The sequence below is a fragment of the Myxococcus sp. AB056 genome, assembly GCF_006547365.1.
Lineage (GTDB): Bacteria > Myxococcota > Myxococcia > Myxococcales > Myxococcaceae > Myxococcus > Myxococcus virescens.
In genome coordinates this window covers 38,174-52,625 of record NZ_VHLB01000063.1, presented here as the reverse complement: position 1 = coordinate 52,625, position 14,452 = coordinate 38,174, and the positions used below count along the sequence as shown (strand labels likewise).

Here is a 14,452-nt window from a genome sequence, read left to right as displayed (position 1 = left end):
GACGACACCCGCCCCCGCCTCCTGCTGCGCCCCGCGCACGACTTCCGTTGGATTCCCGCTCAGCGCGTCCGGGAAGACGAGCAGCGCACGGCGGCGCCCCGGCCGCATGGGAGGCAGCTTCTCGATGGCCCGCGCCACCGCGTCACGTCCGGCCGCTCGGGGGTCCTTGCTCACGGGCCCACCCATCCCCGTTCCGACTTGCAAGTCCATCCCGCCGAACAGCGCGACCACCAGCCCCTGGTGCAGCAGCTCGGCTCCAGCGAAAACACCCGCCGCGCAGCATCCGGCCCAGGGGAGGTCCCGGAGCTCCCGCCGGAGCGCCGACGCCAGGTCATCCGCGTCATATTGGTCCGTGCAGAGGACCAAGGCGAAGGTGGGCGCGTCCGCGCCTCGCAGCGCCTCAGCGCCCGCCTCCCGGGCGGCGACTTCGCAATCGGGCGAGCAGCTCTTTCCAATCTGCATCCGCATCCCACTGGAATCGATATTCACGCGCGTACTGGCGTGCAGGTGGCGCTGGCTTCGTTTGGCCGAAGCATGCGCCTTTCGGGCCTGCCTCGGTTGACACCTCCCACGTGCGCTCGGTTGTATCTCCGTGCTCATCGAGTGAGCGCAGCGTGCGCTCGAAAGGGGGACTTTGTGAGACGCGGAACCATTCTCTTCGTCCTGGCCGTCGTGACTTCCGTGGGGTGTGGCGATGCCTCGGACCCGGACCCGGGCGGGTGTCCCGAGACAGGCACGGGGACGTTGGAGTTGGCCATCGAGGGACTTCCTGCCTCCGCCAACCCTCACGTCATCATCCGCCGGGGCAGTGAGTCCCGGGAGGTGCGCGCGGGCGGCCGGCTGGCGGGGCTCGCGGCGGGCATGTGGACGCTCTCCCCCGAGCCGGTGGCGGGGAGCGGCGGACGGGTTCGCGCCGCCTATGATGCGCCGGCCCGTCAGGTCTGCGTCCTGGATGGCGAAGCAGCAGCGGCGGCCATCCAATACGCGCTCATCCCCAGCAGCCAGCGGCTGTGGCTGTCCACCAGCAACGGGGCGGCCGAAGTGGAGGCCTTCGCCACCGAGGAACTGGAGGTCACGGGCGCGCCGCCGGCCACGGTTCGGCTCGGTTCGAGCCCGGGCATTCCCCGGGCTTCAGGGCTCGCGTTCGACAGGCGTGGCAACCTCTGGGTGGCGCTGGGGTCGGGGGAGCTGCGGCGCTACCCCGAAGGTGACCTGGGCGCCTCTGGAGTGAAGAGCCCCGACGTCATCATGAGCGGCGGCGTGTTGAGCGCCGGGAGCCCGGGCCCCATCGCCATCGCATTCGATGCCGCTGGCGACCTGTGGACCTCCATCGGGTTCAGCAACACCGTCATCCGGTTTGGCGCGGCCCAGCTTGTCTCCGGCACTGCTCCGGCGCCGCAGGTCGTGTTGAGCGGGCTGGGAGACCCCTCCACGCTCGCGTTCGACGCCATGGGCAACCTCTGGGTGGGAGACGTGACGGCCGGGGCCTCCCGCGTCCACAAGGTGGCCGCATCGAGCCTCCAGGCGTCCGGCGCGGTGACGCCTGTCACGAGCATCGAGGTGCTGGAAGCCGCTCCGGGTAGGAGCTTCGCGGGCCCCGCGGGGCTCGCCTTCGACGGGGAGCGAAGCCTGTGGGTTTCCTATGGCGCGAGCGGCGTCGTCGTGCGGCTCACGCCCGAAGACCAGGGCGGCTCCGGCGCGGTGAGCGTCGTCCCGGGTATCCAGATTGACGCGGGCGGTCCCAAGGAGCTCGCCTTCGACGAAGGCGGAGGGCTCTGGATGGCCTACAACTCCGGGAGCATTTCCCGGCTGAGCCCGAGCCAGCTCAGCGTCTCTGGCGCGCCCACGCCCGACGTCGTCATCTCCAGTCCCGACCTCGGGGCCACACATGGCGTCGCGGTGTATCCCGCCCCCGCGAACCTGCCGCTGTTCCACCGGCTGCCGTGACACGGACCGGTGGGCGCGGGGCGCTGGCCGCTCGACACTTCCAGCGTGCAACGAACCGTTGAATGGCCGGGCGGGGGACTTCCGTCCCCCGTTGCCGAGACAGTAGCGTTGCTCGCATGGCATCGGGCACCGGCTTGCTGCGACTCGGCGTGTTGGGAGGGCTGCTCGCGGGTTCCGCCTCGCTGGCGGCGGACACGGCGGATGTGCCCCGGGCGGAAGCTGCTCCGGTGGTCCCGGAGTCCTCGTCCGTGCAGTGGCAGCTCCTGGCGGGCGGCCTCGCCTCGCTCGATGGCTACGCCTCAACGGGTTACCAGGGATGGTTGCTCGGGGCCGGCTGGGAGTTCCCCCGGCTGCGCTTCCGCTTCCAGTTCCTGGCGGGCCTCCCTTCGAGCATGGTGGAGACCCGCACCGAGGTGAAGCTGGAGCAGTACGTCTTCGGCTTCTGGCTGGACACGCCCGTGCTCCGCTCGGGTGCGTGGCGTTGGAGCGTGGGCGCGGGCGCGGGCTTCCTCCTCTTCGGCCGGACCGTTTTTGCGCGCGTGGGCGGACTGGACACCGCGGGCCCCCGCTTCGTCCCCGCGCTCCTCACCGGGCCGGATACCTCCCTGCGCTGGCGCTTCTCGAAGTACTTCGCCGTGGAGGGCTCGCTGGCGATGGACGTCGTCTTCGGCCGCCCCCTCATCGGCTTCCAGAGCGCGCAGGGGTTCGAACCGCTCCATGAGGGCTGGGCCGTCCGGCCGCGACTGAGCGTCGCGATGATGGTCTTCCCGTGAAAGGTGGCCGCCCGATGAACCGCACTGACTTCGCATCGCACGCGCCTCGCGGGACGTTCCGGCACCTGCTCGTCCTGGCACTGCTGGCCTGGAGCGGAGGTTGCGCCGTGGAGGACCCCATCGCGCGGCTGCGTGTCGCGGACGGTGGGACGGGCACCTTCTCCACCGATGACGACGAGGCCCTGCTCCTCGGTGAGGAGGGCCTGGAGCTGGCGCTTCCGGATTGCGCGGAGGTCGAGCCGGATGCCGGCTCGGGCGTGGCTTGCGAGGACGCGGGGACGCCGGACGTCCCGTAGTCGCCTGGTGGCAGGCGTGGGTGGACATCCCACGCGGTGGGACCCGGCGGTGAATCGCACGTCCCGAGGCTCCAGGAACTGGCGCCGCCGGAGTCTCGTGTCCATGTTGCACGCGTCCATCCGGTGAACAGGAAGGTGCGCGTGTTCCAGCCAGCTCCTCGCGATGCGCGAGCCCATGATGGGAGCTGGCCCGTGTTGCTGTGGGAGCCTGCTGCCACGCGGCCTCGCGGTGGAGCGTCCCGGTCATTGGAGAGGGCATCGACGCCCTGCGCCATGGCGCCCGTGGTGCTGGAGGTGCGCCCACGGTTCCGCACGGCGGACGCCGAGGTGACGGTGGGCAGCGGCGCCGAGTGCGACATCGTCCTCGCCGAGCCCACGGTGTCCCGTCTGCATGCGCGCCTTCGTCGTGAGCCGCACACCGGGCTGTGGTGCGTGACGGACCTGGAGAGCGAGCGGGGGACGTACCAGGATGGGGTGCTCATCCTGCCGGGCCGGCCCGCGCCGCTGCTGTGCCGCTGCCGGCTCACGCTGGGGAACGTGGAGCTCCTGTTCCTCCAGACGTATGCCTTCGAGCAGTCCGTGCGCGTGTCCTCGCTGACGCCCCCGGTGAGCTTGACCCGCCGGAGGTGACCTCCTACAAAGGGCGCGCCCTTGGGTGCCCATGTCGGGCTTTCAAGAGGGAAGCCGGTGAGAGTCCGGCGCGGTCCCGCCACTGTGAACGGGCAGCCCTGAGGTCAGGGCCGGGGGCTTCGGTTTGTCGCCACTCCATCCGCGGCCGAGCGCCGTTCTGGGGGAAGGCGGAAGTCCTCTTCTGGCATGACGCAGCGTGCGTCCGTCGCCAGAGCCCGTCAGCCAGGAGACCTGCCCAGGGGTGCGGCCGAGCCTTTCGCGGGCCCGGGCGGTTGGCCTTCTCTCTTCGTCGGAGGGAGCGGAAGGCGGAGCATGCGGTGGACCTTCCTCGCTGGGCCTGCCGTGTGCCTGGTGCTCAGCCTTCCATGTCCCGTCAGGGCGCAGCCTTCCGAGGCCGAGCCCGCCCCCGCGCGCACCACGGTGGTTCGCGGTAGGACACCCCCTCCGCCTGAGTCTCCGGAGCGGAGGGACCCGACGGGCGCCATCACCGTCATTGATGCGCGAGAGCGAGCGGGCGAGGCGCGCGACACAGCGGAGCTGCTCGTGGGCTCGGTGGGGCTCGCGGTGCAGGACTCCGGCGGCTACGGACAGAGCAAGAGCCTGGTGGTGCGGGGCGCGTCGTCCAACGGCGTGCTCGTGTTCCTGGATGGCATTCCGCTCAACGGCGCGGGCGGCCTGTCGGACCTGTCACTCATTCCCGCCGCGCTGGTCGAGCGCTTCGAGGTGCTGCGAGGTGGCGCGGGCGCGCGCTATGGCTCCGGCGGCCTGGGCGGCGCCATCAACATCATCACCCGCGCACCAGGGCCGAACCTGCGCACGAGTGGTGAGGTGACTTACGGGAGCTGGAACACGGCGCTGGGCCACGTCGCCGCCACGGGGCCGATGCTGGGCGGGCAGGCGCTGCTGCTGGTGCATGCGGGCCGCTCGGACGGTGACTTCGCCTACGACGTGGACGAACTCCCGGCCGTGGACGGCAATCCCCAGGTCTCCGAGCGGCGCGCCCGCAACAACGCGCAGGGTGGTGGCGCGCTCCTGCGCTACCGGCGACGGCTCGTGGGGGGCTCGCGGCTGGATGCGCTCGCGGAGCTGTCCCTGGAGAACCGCGCCATTCCGGGCACCGTGCAGAATCCCCAGTCCACCGGAGACCAGGAGCTGGGGCGGCTGGCGCTGGGCCTCCGCTGGTCGGGTGTGCTCGGCGGGTTGGGGCAGGGGAGCGCGCGAGGCTTCTTCCGGCGTGATGGGCTGGAGGTGACGGGGCACATTCCCGGCGCGGGCGGCGCGCAGCGGCACTCGGTGGGCGGCGTGGAGCTGGAGGGCCGCAGGCCGCTGGGAGAGCGCCAGTCGCTGACGGTCACGGTGGCGACCTCGGGTGAGACGGTGACGCAGGAGGAGGGCGCACAGGCTTCCTCGTGGTGGCGCGCCAGCGTCATGGCCATGGATGAGGTGCGGCTCTTCGGAGGCACGCTGGACGTGGTGCCTTCGATGCGACTGGAGCGGGTGGGGCCGTACTGGCTGCTGTCGCCGAAGCTGGGTGCATCCGTCGAACTGGGAAGCGGCTTCGGGCTGCGCGCCAACGCCGGGCAGTCCCACCGCGCGCCGTCCTTCCTGGAGCTGTACATCCGGCAGGGGACGCTGTTGCCCAACCCCGGGCTGAAGCCTGAGCGCGCCTTGTACGCGGACGCGGCGGTGATGTGGCGCTCCGGTCCGGAAGACTCCGAGGACGCGGCGCCACGCTGGGGCCTCACGCTGGGCGGCTTCGCGGCGCTGTACGAGAACCTCATCGCCTATGAGCTGTACCCGCCACTGATGGCGCGCCCGTACAACTTCGACACCGCGCGCGTGTGGGGCCTGGAGCTGGAGGGCGAGGCGCGGCCCTTCTCCTGGCTCCTGGCCAGCACGGGCTACACGTACCTGCGCACGGAGAACCGCTATGGGGACCCGCGCTTCTTCGGCAAGGACCTGCCGTACCGTCCCAGGCACAAGTGGGTGGGGCGGGTGCGCGCGGGGCCGGATTGGCTCAACGCCCGTGCGGAGGTGCTCTACCAGTCCGCGCAGCTCATCAACCGCACCGGCTCGCTGGACCTGCCCTCACGCACGTTGGTGAGCGCGGGCGCGTCCAGCACCTTCCTCCATGGCCCGAACCTCACCCTGTCCGTCGAGCTGAAGAACCTCCTCGACGTCCGGACCTTCGACTTCACGGGCTTCCCGCTGCCGGGACGCGCCGTCTACGTGACGCTCGCGGTGGCGCTCGAGCCCGGCGCGTCACCGTCATCCTCATCCACTCGGGAGCCCCATGACTCGCCCGCGTCCCCTGTTCCCTGAGCCGTTCCTTCCGACCTTGTTGCTGGCGGCCGTGGCGGCGCTGCTCCTCACCGGGTGCCCCGAAGAGGGCGCGGTGTGCACCTCCGGTCTGTCCGTCTGCGGTGACGCCTGCGTGGACCTGAGCGGCGACGTCGCGAACTGCGGCGCCTGTGGCAACGCGTGCGGCGATGGGCAGACGTGTCAGGCCGGCGTCTGTGGCTGTCGCCCGGGGACGGAGTCCTGCGGTGGCGCGTGCGTGGCCACGGCGAGCGATGTCGCGAACTGCGGCGCCTGTGGCAACGCGTGCGCCGCCGGGCTCGTGTGTGAATCCGGCGTGTGCCGCGAAGGCTGCTCCGAAGGCAGCTTGCGGTGCGGAGACTCGTGCGTGGACGTTCGCGCGGACGTGCTCAACTGCGGCGCCTGCGGCAACGTGTGTCCGGACGTGCAGACGTGTCACGAGGGGCGCTGCGGCTACGACGTGGTGGCGGCCTGCTACACCCACGGGCAGCTCGTGGGCATCCAGGCGGGGACGGATCAGCTCGGACCGCGGCGTCAGTTCGGCTCAGGCGTGCAGACGCTCGCGTCCTGGGACGGCCATGTGCTGGCCGCGGACGCCACGGCTTCGAAGCTGCTCCAGGCGGCGGGTGGCGCGCTGGGGACGGTGGTGGAGGAGGACTCGCTGGGCGGGGTGGCGGGCTCGCCCAACGACATCCTGGTGGACCCGCCTTATGTCTACGTCGTGGACTCGGTGAACAACACCTTGCAGGTGCTCAAGCGGGAGGGCCCTTCCCAGGGGGCGGGGCTGGGCCTGCGCACCGTGACGCAGGTGAACCTGGGGGCCAACACCAGCCCGCAGGCGCTGGCGAAGTGGGGCACCACGCTGTACGTCCCCTTGTTCGGCACGGGCGGCTCCATGTTCCAGTTCGGCAATGCCGTCGCGCGCGTGGACATCTCCAACCCCGAGCAGCCGCGCAAGGTGGACACGATTTCGCTCACCGGGCTGGACCTGAAGCCCTTCGACGGTGGCACGGTGCTGCCGCTGCCTTACTCCGTCGCGGCGACGGAGTCGGGTGTGTACGTGAGCCTCACCAACCTGAATCCCTACAACGGCTACAAGCCCAATGGCCCGGGCATGCTCGCGAAAATCGACCCCGCGAGCGGCAGCGTGAGCGCCATCGACCTGGGCGCGGCGGATTGCCTCAACGCGGGCTACGTGGAGGCGGTGGGTGACCAGCTCGTGGTGGCCTGCCTGGGCGAGGCCGAGTACGACGAGGCCAACGGGCACAGCGCCAGCGCCGTGCGCGCCTCCGGGCTGGTGCTGGTGAAGAACGACGCGCCCGTGGCGGCGTACGCGCTCAAGGCGGGGTGTGAGCCCGGAACGCCGGGCTGCAACCTCTCCGTGGCCAGCCGCTTCGCGGTGGCGGAGGGCGCGGTGTACCTGGCGGACACGAACGCGGGCCGCGTCTTCGTGGTGGCGGTGGAGGACGGGCGGTTGGTGGAGCGCCGCGGCTTCTCTTCACCCCAGGCGCTGGGGCCCGCGCTGGAGGCGTGTCCCACGGACCCGCGCCGGCCTGTGTCCAATGCCATTGACGTCACCGCCCTGCACTGAGGAAGCGCACGCCATGCCGATGAACACGACTTCCACTTCGCGTCTCTGCTCGGGCATGTCCGTCCTGCTCGCCACGGTGCTGTGCCTGCTCGCCGGTACGGTGAGCGCGGCGGAGAGCTCGAGCCTGAGGACGCTGGGACCGCCAGCGCCTTCCAAGGTGCGGCGCGTGGTGACGCTGGCGCCCTCGCTGTCGGAGATGGTGCTGTCCCTGGGCGCGGGGAGCACGCTGGTGGGGGTGTCCCGCTTCGACGAGGCGAAGGAGGTGGCGAAACTGCCGCGTGTGGGCGGCTTCACGGACCCTTCCGTGGAGGCGGTGATTGCGCTCAAGCCAGACCTGCTCCTGGTACAGCCCGGGCCGGGCAACCAGCGTCCGGTGGAGAAGATGGCGGAGCTGGGCGTGCCCGTGCTGCTGCTGCCGCTGCACTCCGTGGCGGACGTGCTCGCGGCCATGCGCGCGGTGGGGAAGGCGCTCGGACGGGAGAAGGAGGCGGAGGCGGTGGTGGTGAGCATCGAGGCCACGCGCACGCGCATCCGGGAGGCGGCGAAGAAGCTGCCCGCGCCGCGGGTGCTGTTCGTCTATGGCTTCGAGCCGCTCGTGGTGGCGGGGCCCGGCTCCTTCGCGGACGAGCTGCTCCGGGACGCGGGCGGCATCAACGTGGCGGCGGACGCGAGCTCCGCGTACCCGGTGTACTCGGTGGAGCGCGTGGTGCGTGCCCGGGCCACCGTGGTGGTGGATGCCGCGGACGTGGACGTGGGCAAGGACAAGTTGCGGGCCCTGCCCGGTCTGTCCAGCGCGCGCTGGGTGGACCTGCCCTCCATGTCGCTGTTGCAGCCGGGACCTTCGCTGGGGCGGGGACTGGAGGAACTCTTCCGTTTGCTGCATCCGAAGGGAACAGGTAAGGCCGCGCCGTGAGCGAGCCGGCGACATCCCAGCGTGCACATGGCGGAGCGGGCGGTTTTCGCGCCTCGCGCGCGGTGATGTTGTTCGGGGGCTTTCTCGTGTTGGCGGTGGGCTGCCTGGCCGTGGCGGTGCGCTTCGGTGAGCAGTCCATCTCCCTCACCGCCGCGCTGACGGAGCCCACGTCCACGGACGCCGTCATCTTCTGGTCGCTGCGGCTGCCGCGCGCGCTGCTGGGGGCCATCGTGGGCGCGGGGCTGGCGGCCTCGGGCGCCACGCTCCAGGGGCTCTTGCGCAATCCGCTGGCGGATCCGTTCGTGCTCGGTGTGTCCGGCGGGGCGGCGATGGGGGCGACGCTGGCGCTCGCGGTGGGGCTCGCCACCGTGGGGGACGTGGCACCGGGCCTGGGCGGCGCCATGGCGCGCCTGTCCGCGCCCGCGCTCTTCTCCTTCCTGGGCGCGGGGGCCGCCATCCTCTTCGTCCTCTCCGCCAGCCGGGGCTCCGCGTCGCGCGCGCCCTATGCCGCGCTGCTCACCGGCGTGGTGTTCAACGCGTTCGCCTCCGCGGCCATCACCCTGGTGAAGACACTGTCCGCCCCTGACCGGCTGGGGGAAATCCTCTACTGGCTCGCCGGAGCGCTGGGGTACGAGCGTGGCGGCACGCTGCTGCTCTCCGCGCTGCTTCAGGCCGGCGCGATTGGCGTCATGTGGGTGCTCTCCGCACGGTTGAACCTGTTGTCGCTGGGTGACGATGACGCGGCGTCCCTGGGGGTTCCTGTGGCGGCGACGCGCCGCTGGTTGCTGCTGGCCGCCAGCGCGAGCGTCGCGGGCGCGGTGGCGCTCACGGGGTTGATTGGCTTCGTGGGCCTCATCGTGCCGCACCTGCTGCGGCTGGCCTTCGGGCCGGACCAGCGGCTGCTGGTGCCACTGTCGGCGCTGGGAGGCGCGGCCTTCCTCGTCCTGTCGGATTTGCTGGCGCGGCTGGCCTTCCCCTTGTTCGGGGCCGAGCCCCCCGTGGGCGTCGTCACCGCGCTGCTGGGAGGCCCGTTGTTCCTCGCGCTGCTGCGGCGGCGGGTGCGCCTGGGGACCAGTCATTGACAATGGCTTGCACCCGCCATATCCCCGCCCGCGTCCTCGGTGTCGCCGTGGAGCCACGGTGACTCAAGGGAACCCGGTGTGAATCCGGGACTGCCCCGCAGCGGTGAGCAGGAACGAACGCCGTCACGTGAAGCACTGGCCCGAAGCGGGCTGGGAAGCGACGGCAAGTAGGTGGGTGCTCCGTGCACCCGCGCCTGCGAGTCCGAAAACCTGCCGAAGACCCGTGCCCTTGGCACGGACATCACCGAGGCCTCCGAGGGGAGGCGGCGGGGGCGGTGCTGTCCGGCGCGAAAGGTCCGCCGGGGCTTTGCCTTCGGCCGTGTCCTCCTGGAAGCCCATTCGCCCGTGGGGGCGGAAGAGGGAGCGAGGACACCGATGAAGTACGCCGATGTGAAACGCGCAGGAGCCCGCACGAAGTCCCTGATGTTCGCCACGGCCAGTCTGGTGCTGGCGGTTGCCACCACGGGCTGTGGCTCCGAATGCGTGGATGTCTACGACTGCCGCAACGAGAACGGCCCCGCTCCCGCGGGCCAGGAGTGGACGTGCGCCTCGGAGAAGTGTGAGACGCGGCCCATCCAGCAGCTCCCCGGGGAAGACGCGGGCACCGACCCGGAGACCGATGCTGGCACCCATCCGGAGCCGGACGCGGGCACGGAGCCCGACGCGGGCACGGAGCCGGACGCGGGCACGGAGACGGATGCGGGCACGGAGTACACGTGTGAGACGGCGCCGTACGACCCGGTGCTCGGCACGCTTCAGCTCCAGGCGGGCTTCGAGACCGCGGGCTCCGCGCCCATGCCGGACGACGTGCTGGCGGTGGCCGTCACGCCGGGCCCCACGTACGCGGTCTATGCCGTGCAGGGGGATACGAGCGCGGACGTCCATTCGCTGGGAATCTGGCCGGACCTGACGCCTTCCGCGTCGCCGCTGTTCAACGTCCTGGCGCCCGAGGACCGTGGGGCCACGTCGGGCATCTTCCCCAACCGCTTCCTCGTGCATGGCGCCGAGCGGCTGCTGGCCGGCTACACGAAGTCGGGTGGCGCGGGCACGGTCTCGCTCTATGACATTGTCACCCCTGACAACTCGAGCTACGTCAACTCGCCGGGCAACATGAGCGCCGCCGCGTTCACGTCGGGCACGACGTCCGCCTTCCTCATCAACAGCATGGGGCTGTCCGCCATCGACGGCTTCGGAATCTATGCGCTGGTGACCTCCGCGGAGCCCATGGCCTCCGTGAAGGTGGCCGACTTCCCGCAGACCGCAGGCGGAAATGGCTTCAGCGCCGTGGCGACCAACGGCGTCTCCGTGCTCGGGTTCGTCGTTCCGCCGGACTACGCCAACGTGGTCTACGCGGTGGCGCCCTCCGTCGTGAGCGCGGCGCTCTCCTCCACCACGCCGTTCGCATTGGATGCGCAGCCCCAGATTGACGTGGGCAGCGACTTCAACGCGGCCTCCGCTTTCGGTGACGGCGTCGTCGTCAAGCGGGGTGCCTACGATGACACCTGGCAGTTCATCACCACCGACGTGTCCCGCTACAGCCTGTCCGCGGACGCGACCCCGGGTGAGGTCGTCATTGGCGAGCGCACGCCGGTGCTGACGCTCGTGGACCAGTGCACCCAGGTGACGCAGCTGACCCACCTGGGCTCGGACCTGCTGGTGGGTGTCGAGGACGTGAACGGTGAGCGGCTGGTCCGCATCCGGGCCGTGCCATGAGCCATTACCGCCTCCACCACTTCGTCTGGGGCACGGCGCTCGCCGTGCTCCTGGGCACCGCCGCATGTGGTGACGATTCCTCCGGCGTCAGCGAAGACGCCGGAACCGACCCCGTGCGGGACGACGCGGGACAGCCGGATGGCTCCACACCGCTGGAGCCCGATGCCGGACTTCCGCCCGAGAATCCATACGCGGACGAAGTCGTCCTCTTCGAGCCCGGCGACTTCGCGGGCTTCGGGCAGGACCGCTTCCCGGGCGTCGTGCTCGGGCCTCCGTCGGGGCTGGGGCCGGACAACGGCTCGCTGGACGTGCTCTCGCTGGGCCGGGGCGGCAAAATCGAGCTGCGTTTCACCGACATCGCCGTGGTGGATGGGCCGGGCGTGGACCTGCTCGTGTTCGAGAACGCCTTCCTCGTCGCGGGAGGAGCGGCCACGCACTCCGAGCGGGGCATCGTCTCCGTCAGTGACGACGGTGTCACCTGGTACGAATTCCCCTGTGCCACCACGGACGCCGAGGGCGGCTACCCGGGATGCGCGGGCGTCGCCACCGTCCAGGCCAATCCGGCCAACGGCGTCAGCGCCACGGACCCCGCGGTTGCGGGTGGAGACGGGTTCGACCTGGCGACGGTGGGCCTGAGCCGCGCGCGGTATGTGCGCATCGTCGACGCAGGCAACAACCGCTACGGAGGCACCTCCGGAGGCTTCGACCTGGATGCCGTCGCGGTGGTGAACGGTGTGTCGCTTCGGAGCGGCACCCCGTGAAGCGGCTCCCGCCACGGCCATGTCCCCTGTCCATGAAGGGGGAGGTGGACCGCCGCGCCGCGCTCGGCACGCTGCTCAAGGGCACCTGTGCCCTGGCGGCGTTCGGGGCGGGGTGTGGTGACGGGTGGCGGGAAGCCGTGGTGCTCGACCCTCCCGATGCGGGAGGGCCGGGCCCGTCTTGTGCGCCGCCGGTGCCGTCGGGCCCGCCCGGCGAGGACTGGGTGGAGGTCTCCCTGGCGGAGCATCCCGCGCTGGAAGTCCCCGGCGGCGCCGCGGAGGTCCGCATTCCCCAGGCGCTGCTGGACGTGGTGGTCGTCCACACCTCACCTGGCTGTTACGCGGCGCTCTGGCGCATCTGCACGCACGGTGATTGCGCCGTGGACTGGGTGCCGGCCGACGGCGTCATGGAATGCCCCTGTCATGGCTCCCGCTTCACCCAGGAGGGGCAGGTGCTGAATGGCCCGGCGACTCGACCGCTCGCGGCCTTCCCCGTGGTGAGACAGGGCGCGTCCCTGTTCATCCACCGGCCCCGCTGAGCAATCGTTCGGACATTCGCACCACAGGTGAAATGACGCGGTGCGGAGAGACGGGTCGTGGCGCCGGGTTACGGGATACCCGCACTGAGTCCGAGTCTCCTTCTCTCAACAGGCGGGAGAGTCGTGTAATGTCGGGCATTCGATGTGGCAGATCATCATCAACGGGCCCGGCTACTTCGACACGTCGTACGATCTGCCTGAGGGCGTGACGAGCCTCGGCCGCGCGGACGAGAACGATATCGTCCTGGGCGGCGATCTCGTCTCACGCCGGCATGCGCGGCTGTACGTCGACGGTGACGTGCTGCGAATCGAAGATTTGGGCAGTCGCAACGGCAGCCGCATCAACGGCGCGCCCTTGCAGGGCTCTCGGCAGCTCGTCGCCGGAGACTCGGTGGCGCTGGGCGAGAACGTCCTCTCCGTGCGCCAGCCCAACACCGTGGAGAACGCGGCCACGGAGATGGTGGACCTGGGCGCGGGCGGCGTCGTGCGCTTCGGCCACGGCCAGGACGTGGGCCCCTCCGTCCTGCTGGCGAAGAACGTGCGCGACGCGGACGTGCTGCGGCTCCTGGACAACGTGGGCCCGGTCTCCTTCGACGACAGCTTCTCCGCGTCCGCGCCGCTGCCCGCCGCGAGCCCGCGCGTGGGGCAGGAGACGCTGGTGCTGTTGTTCCGCACCGCGGAGGCGCTCTCGTCGGCCAGCACGCTGTCGTCGTTCCTGGACAGCACCATGGACCGGCTGCTGGAGGTCACGGACGCGACCACGGCGGTGGTGCTGCTCAAGCACACCACGGGCGCCCTGGTGCCCGCCGCCGTGCGCCACCGCGGCCGGCTGGCCAAGGGCGAGGTGCCCGTCTCGGATGCCATCGTGGAGGAGGCCCTGCGTCAGGGCCGCGCGCTCGCCGTGGGCGACGTGCGCGATGACCGCCGCTTCGCGGGCCGGGAGAGCGTCATCCTCTACGGCGTGGACCGGGTGCTGTGCATCCCCATCGGCACCGAGCCGCCCTATGCGGGGGTGCTCTACGTCAACCTGTCGGCCAAGGGTGACGCCAGCGTGGAGTCGATGCTGGATACCTGCACCGCGGTGGCGCATCTGGTGGCCACCGGCGTGCAGAAGTTCTCCCCGCGCGAGGGCAGTCCCGCGGCGGACAGGCTGCGGCGCGACCTGGAGCGCTTCCACCCGCCGGAGGTGGCCGAGCGCCGCGCCGCCGAGGCCCAGAAGCAGGGCGGCAAGCTGCCCGGCCTGGAGGAGCGCAACCTCACCATCCTGCACGCGGAGCTCGTGGGCTTCTCCGTGTTGTGCATGCGCATCGGCGCCGCGCGCGCCACGCAGATGCTCAACGACTTTCACGCGCGGATGAGCGGCATCGTCTTCAGCTTCGAGGCCACCGTGGAGGGCTTCCGGGGCGAATCCCTGCGCGCCCTCTTCGGCGTCCCCTACGTGAAGGGCGAGGACTCGATCCGGGCCGTCCGGGCCGCCCTGGCGCTGCGCTCCGAGTGGGAGCGGTCCATGTCTCGCAGGCCCCTGGACGAGCGCTGCGAGCTGCGAATCGCCCTGCACAGCACCCGGGCCCTGGTGGGGATGATCGGCACCGAGGTGCGCCCGGACTACACCGTGGTGGGGGATGGCGTCGGGATTGCGGGGTGGCTCGCCGGTACCGCCAGCCCGGGCCAGGTGCTCATTACCGGCAAGGTCCTGGCCACCGTGGGGGCACGCTTCGACGTCCAGCCGCTGGGCGAGCGCCTCATCCGCCCCCCGAAGGACAAGGTAGCGGCCTTCGAGGTGCTGGAAGAGGATGTAGGCCAGTTGACCAATCCCGGCTTCCGCTGAGGGGGCCGCGTCCGGTTGACGGGTTGCTGGGACGTACCGGGAAAGGGTTCAATGCGGACCCCG

13 protein-coding genes and 2 riboswitches are annotated in these 14,452 nt (G+C 71.0%); of the genes, 12 read left to right on the top strand and 1 reads right to left on the bottom strand.

Translation table 11 applies throughout. The features are described 5' to 3' along the window. Positions 1–489 (bottom strand): FIST N-terminal domain-containing protein (locus FMP39_RS24960; RefSeq protein ID WP_305021771.1); only part of this gene is annotated, 489 nt, incomplete at its 3' end. Between the two features lie 147 nt (positions 490–636). Here FMP39_RS24960 and FMP39_RS24955 point away from each other — a divergent pair. The 12 genes from FMP39_RS24955 (at position 637) to FMP39_RS24900 (ending at position 14,389) form a co-directional block, all read left to right on the top strand. Continuing rightward, positions 637–1,947 (top strand): hypothetical protein, encoded by a 1,311-nt coding sequence (locus tag FMP39_RS24955; RefSeq protein ID WP_141592715.1) that lies wholly within the window; start codon positions 637–639, stop codon positions 1,945–1,947. A 116-nt stretch (positions 1,948–2,063) separates the two neighbouring features. Further along, the gene (locus FMP39_RS24950; RefSeq protein ID WP_228558307.1) at positions 2,064–2,720 is read left to right on the top strand and encodes a hypothetical protein; all 657 of its coding nucleotides are present in this window, start codon (positions 2,064–2,066) and stop codon (positions 2,718–2,720) included. Between the two features lie 14 nt (positions 2,721–2,734). Next, the gene (locus FMP39_RS24945; RefSeq protein WP_141592713.1) at positions 2,735–3,016 is read left to right on the top strand and encodes a hypothetical protein; all 282 of its coding nucleotides are present in this window, start codon (positions 2,735–2,737) and stop codon (positions 3,014–3,016) included. A gap of 246 nt (positions 3,017–3,262) precedes the next feature. Then, positions 3,263–3,646, top strand: a complete 384-nt coding sequence (locus FMP39_RS24940; RefSeq protein WP_228558306.1) for an FHA domain-containing protein — start codon at positions 3,263–3,265, stop codon at positions 3,644–3,646. Between the two features lie 6 nt (positions 3,647–3,652). After that, positions 3,653–3,900, top strand: a riboswitch (cobalamin riboswitch). Positions 3,901–3,958: 58 nt separating this feature from the next. Beyond that, positions 3,959–5,968 carry a TonB-dependent siderophore receptor gene (locus FMP39_RS24935; RefSeq protein ID WP_141592711.1) on the top strand — a complete coding sequence of 670 codons (2,010 nt, stop codon included), beginning with the start codon at positions 3,959–3,961 and terminating at the stop codon, positions 5,966–5,968. Continuing rightward, positions 5,940–7,556 carry an MXAN_6577-like cysteine-rich protein gene (locus FMP39_RS24930; RefSeq protein ID WP_141592710.1) on the top strand — a complete coding sequence of 539 codons (1,617 nt, stop codon included), beginning with the start codon at positions 5,940–5,942 and terminating at the stop codon, positions 7,554–7,556. Before FMP39_RS24935 ends, FMP39_RS24930 begins: the two co-directional genes overlap by 29 nt. A gap of 19 nt (positions 7,557–7,575) precedes the next feature. Then, entirely contained in the window at positions 7,576–8,469 is an 894-nt protein-coding gene (locus FMP39_RS24925) for an ABC transporter substrate-binding protein (protein ID WP_228558305.1), read from the top strand. Continuing rightward, complete coding sequence (locus FMP39_RS24920; protein WP_141592708.1) at positions 8,466–9,551, top strand: iron ABC transporter permease; 1,086 nt, start codon at positions 8,466–8,468, stop codon at positions 9,549–9,551. The genes FMP39_RS24925 and FMP39_RS24920 overlap by 4 nt, the downstream gene beginning before the upstream one ends. Before the next feature lie 20 nt (positions 9,552–9,571). Next, positions 9,572–9,784: riboswitch (cobalamin riboswitch) on the top strand. 142 nt (positions 9,785–9,926) lie between these two features. Then, positions 9,927–11,264, top strand: coding sequence for a hypothetical protein (locus tag FMP39_RS24915; RefSeq protein WP_141592707.1), 1,338 nt, complete (start codon positions 9,927–9,929; stop codon positions 11,262–11,264). Then, positions 11,261–12,025, top strand: a complete 765-nt coding sequence (locus tag FMP39_RS24910) for a cell surface protein (protein WP_141592706.1) — start codon at positions 11,261–11,263, stop codon at positions 12,023–12,025. Before FMP39_RS24915 ends, FMP39_RS24910 begins: the two co-directional genes overlap by 4 nt. A gap of 32 nt (positions 12,026–12,057) precedes the next feature. Beyond that, on the top strand, positions 12,058–12,561 hold the full coding sequence (locus FMP39_RS24905) for a ubiquinol-cytochrome c reductase iron-sulfur subunit (RefSeq protein ID WP_141592705.1): 504 nt from the start codon (positions 12,058–12,060) through the stop codon (positions 12,559–12,561). Between the two features lie 142 nt (positions 12,562–12,703). Then, positions 12,704–14,389: an FHA domain-containing protein gene (locus tag FMP39_RS24900; RefSeq protein WP_141592704.1), complete on the top strand. Its 1,686-nt coding sequence runs from the start codon at positions 12,704–12,706 to the stop codon at positions 14,387–14,389. Positions 14,390–14,452: the final 63 nt, after the last annotated feature.

Excerpts from the sequence above, each read along its gene's own strand:
- FMP39_RS24915 (WP_141592707.1), top strand. The coding sequence starts at position 9,927 with ATGAAGTACGCCGATGTGAAACGCGCAGGAGCCCGCACGAAGTCCCTG.
- FMP39_RS24900 (WP_141592704.1), top strand. The coding sequence starts at position 12,704 with ATGTGGCAGATCATCATCAACGGGCCCGGCTACTTCGACACGTCGTAC.
- FMP39_RS24945 (WP_141592713.1), top strand. The coding sequence starts at position 2,735 with ATGAACCGCACTGACTTCGCATCGCACGCGCCTCGCGGGACGTTCCGG.
- FMP39_RS24925 (WP_228558305.1), top strand. The coding sequence starts at position 7,576 with ATGAACACGACTTCCACTTCGCGTCTCTGCTCGGGCATGTCCGTCCTG.
- FMP39_RS24905 (WP_141592705.1), top strand. The coding sequence starts at position 12,058 with ATGAAGGGGGAGGTGGACCGCCGCGCCGCGCTCGGCACGCTGCTCAAG.
- FMP39_RS24930 (WP_141592710.1), top strand. The coding sequence starts at position 5,940 with ATGACTCGCCCGCGTCCCCTGTTCCCTGAGCCGTTCCTTCCGACCTTG.
- FMP39_RS24910 (WP_141592706.1), top strand. The coding sequence starts at position 11,261 with ATGAGCCATTACCGCCTCCACCACTTCGTCTGGGGCACGGCGCTCGCC.
- FMP39_RS24950 (WP_228558307.1), top strand. The coding sequence starts at position 2,064 with ATGGCATCGGGCACCGGCTTGCTGCGACTCGGCGTGTTGGGAGGGCTG.
- FMP39_RS24935 (WP_141592711.1), top strand. The coding sequence starts at position 3,959 with ATGCGGTGGACCTTCCTCGCTGGGCCTGCCGTGTGCCTGGTGCTCAGC.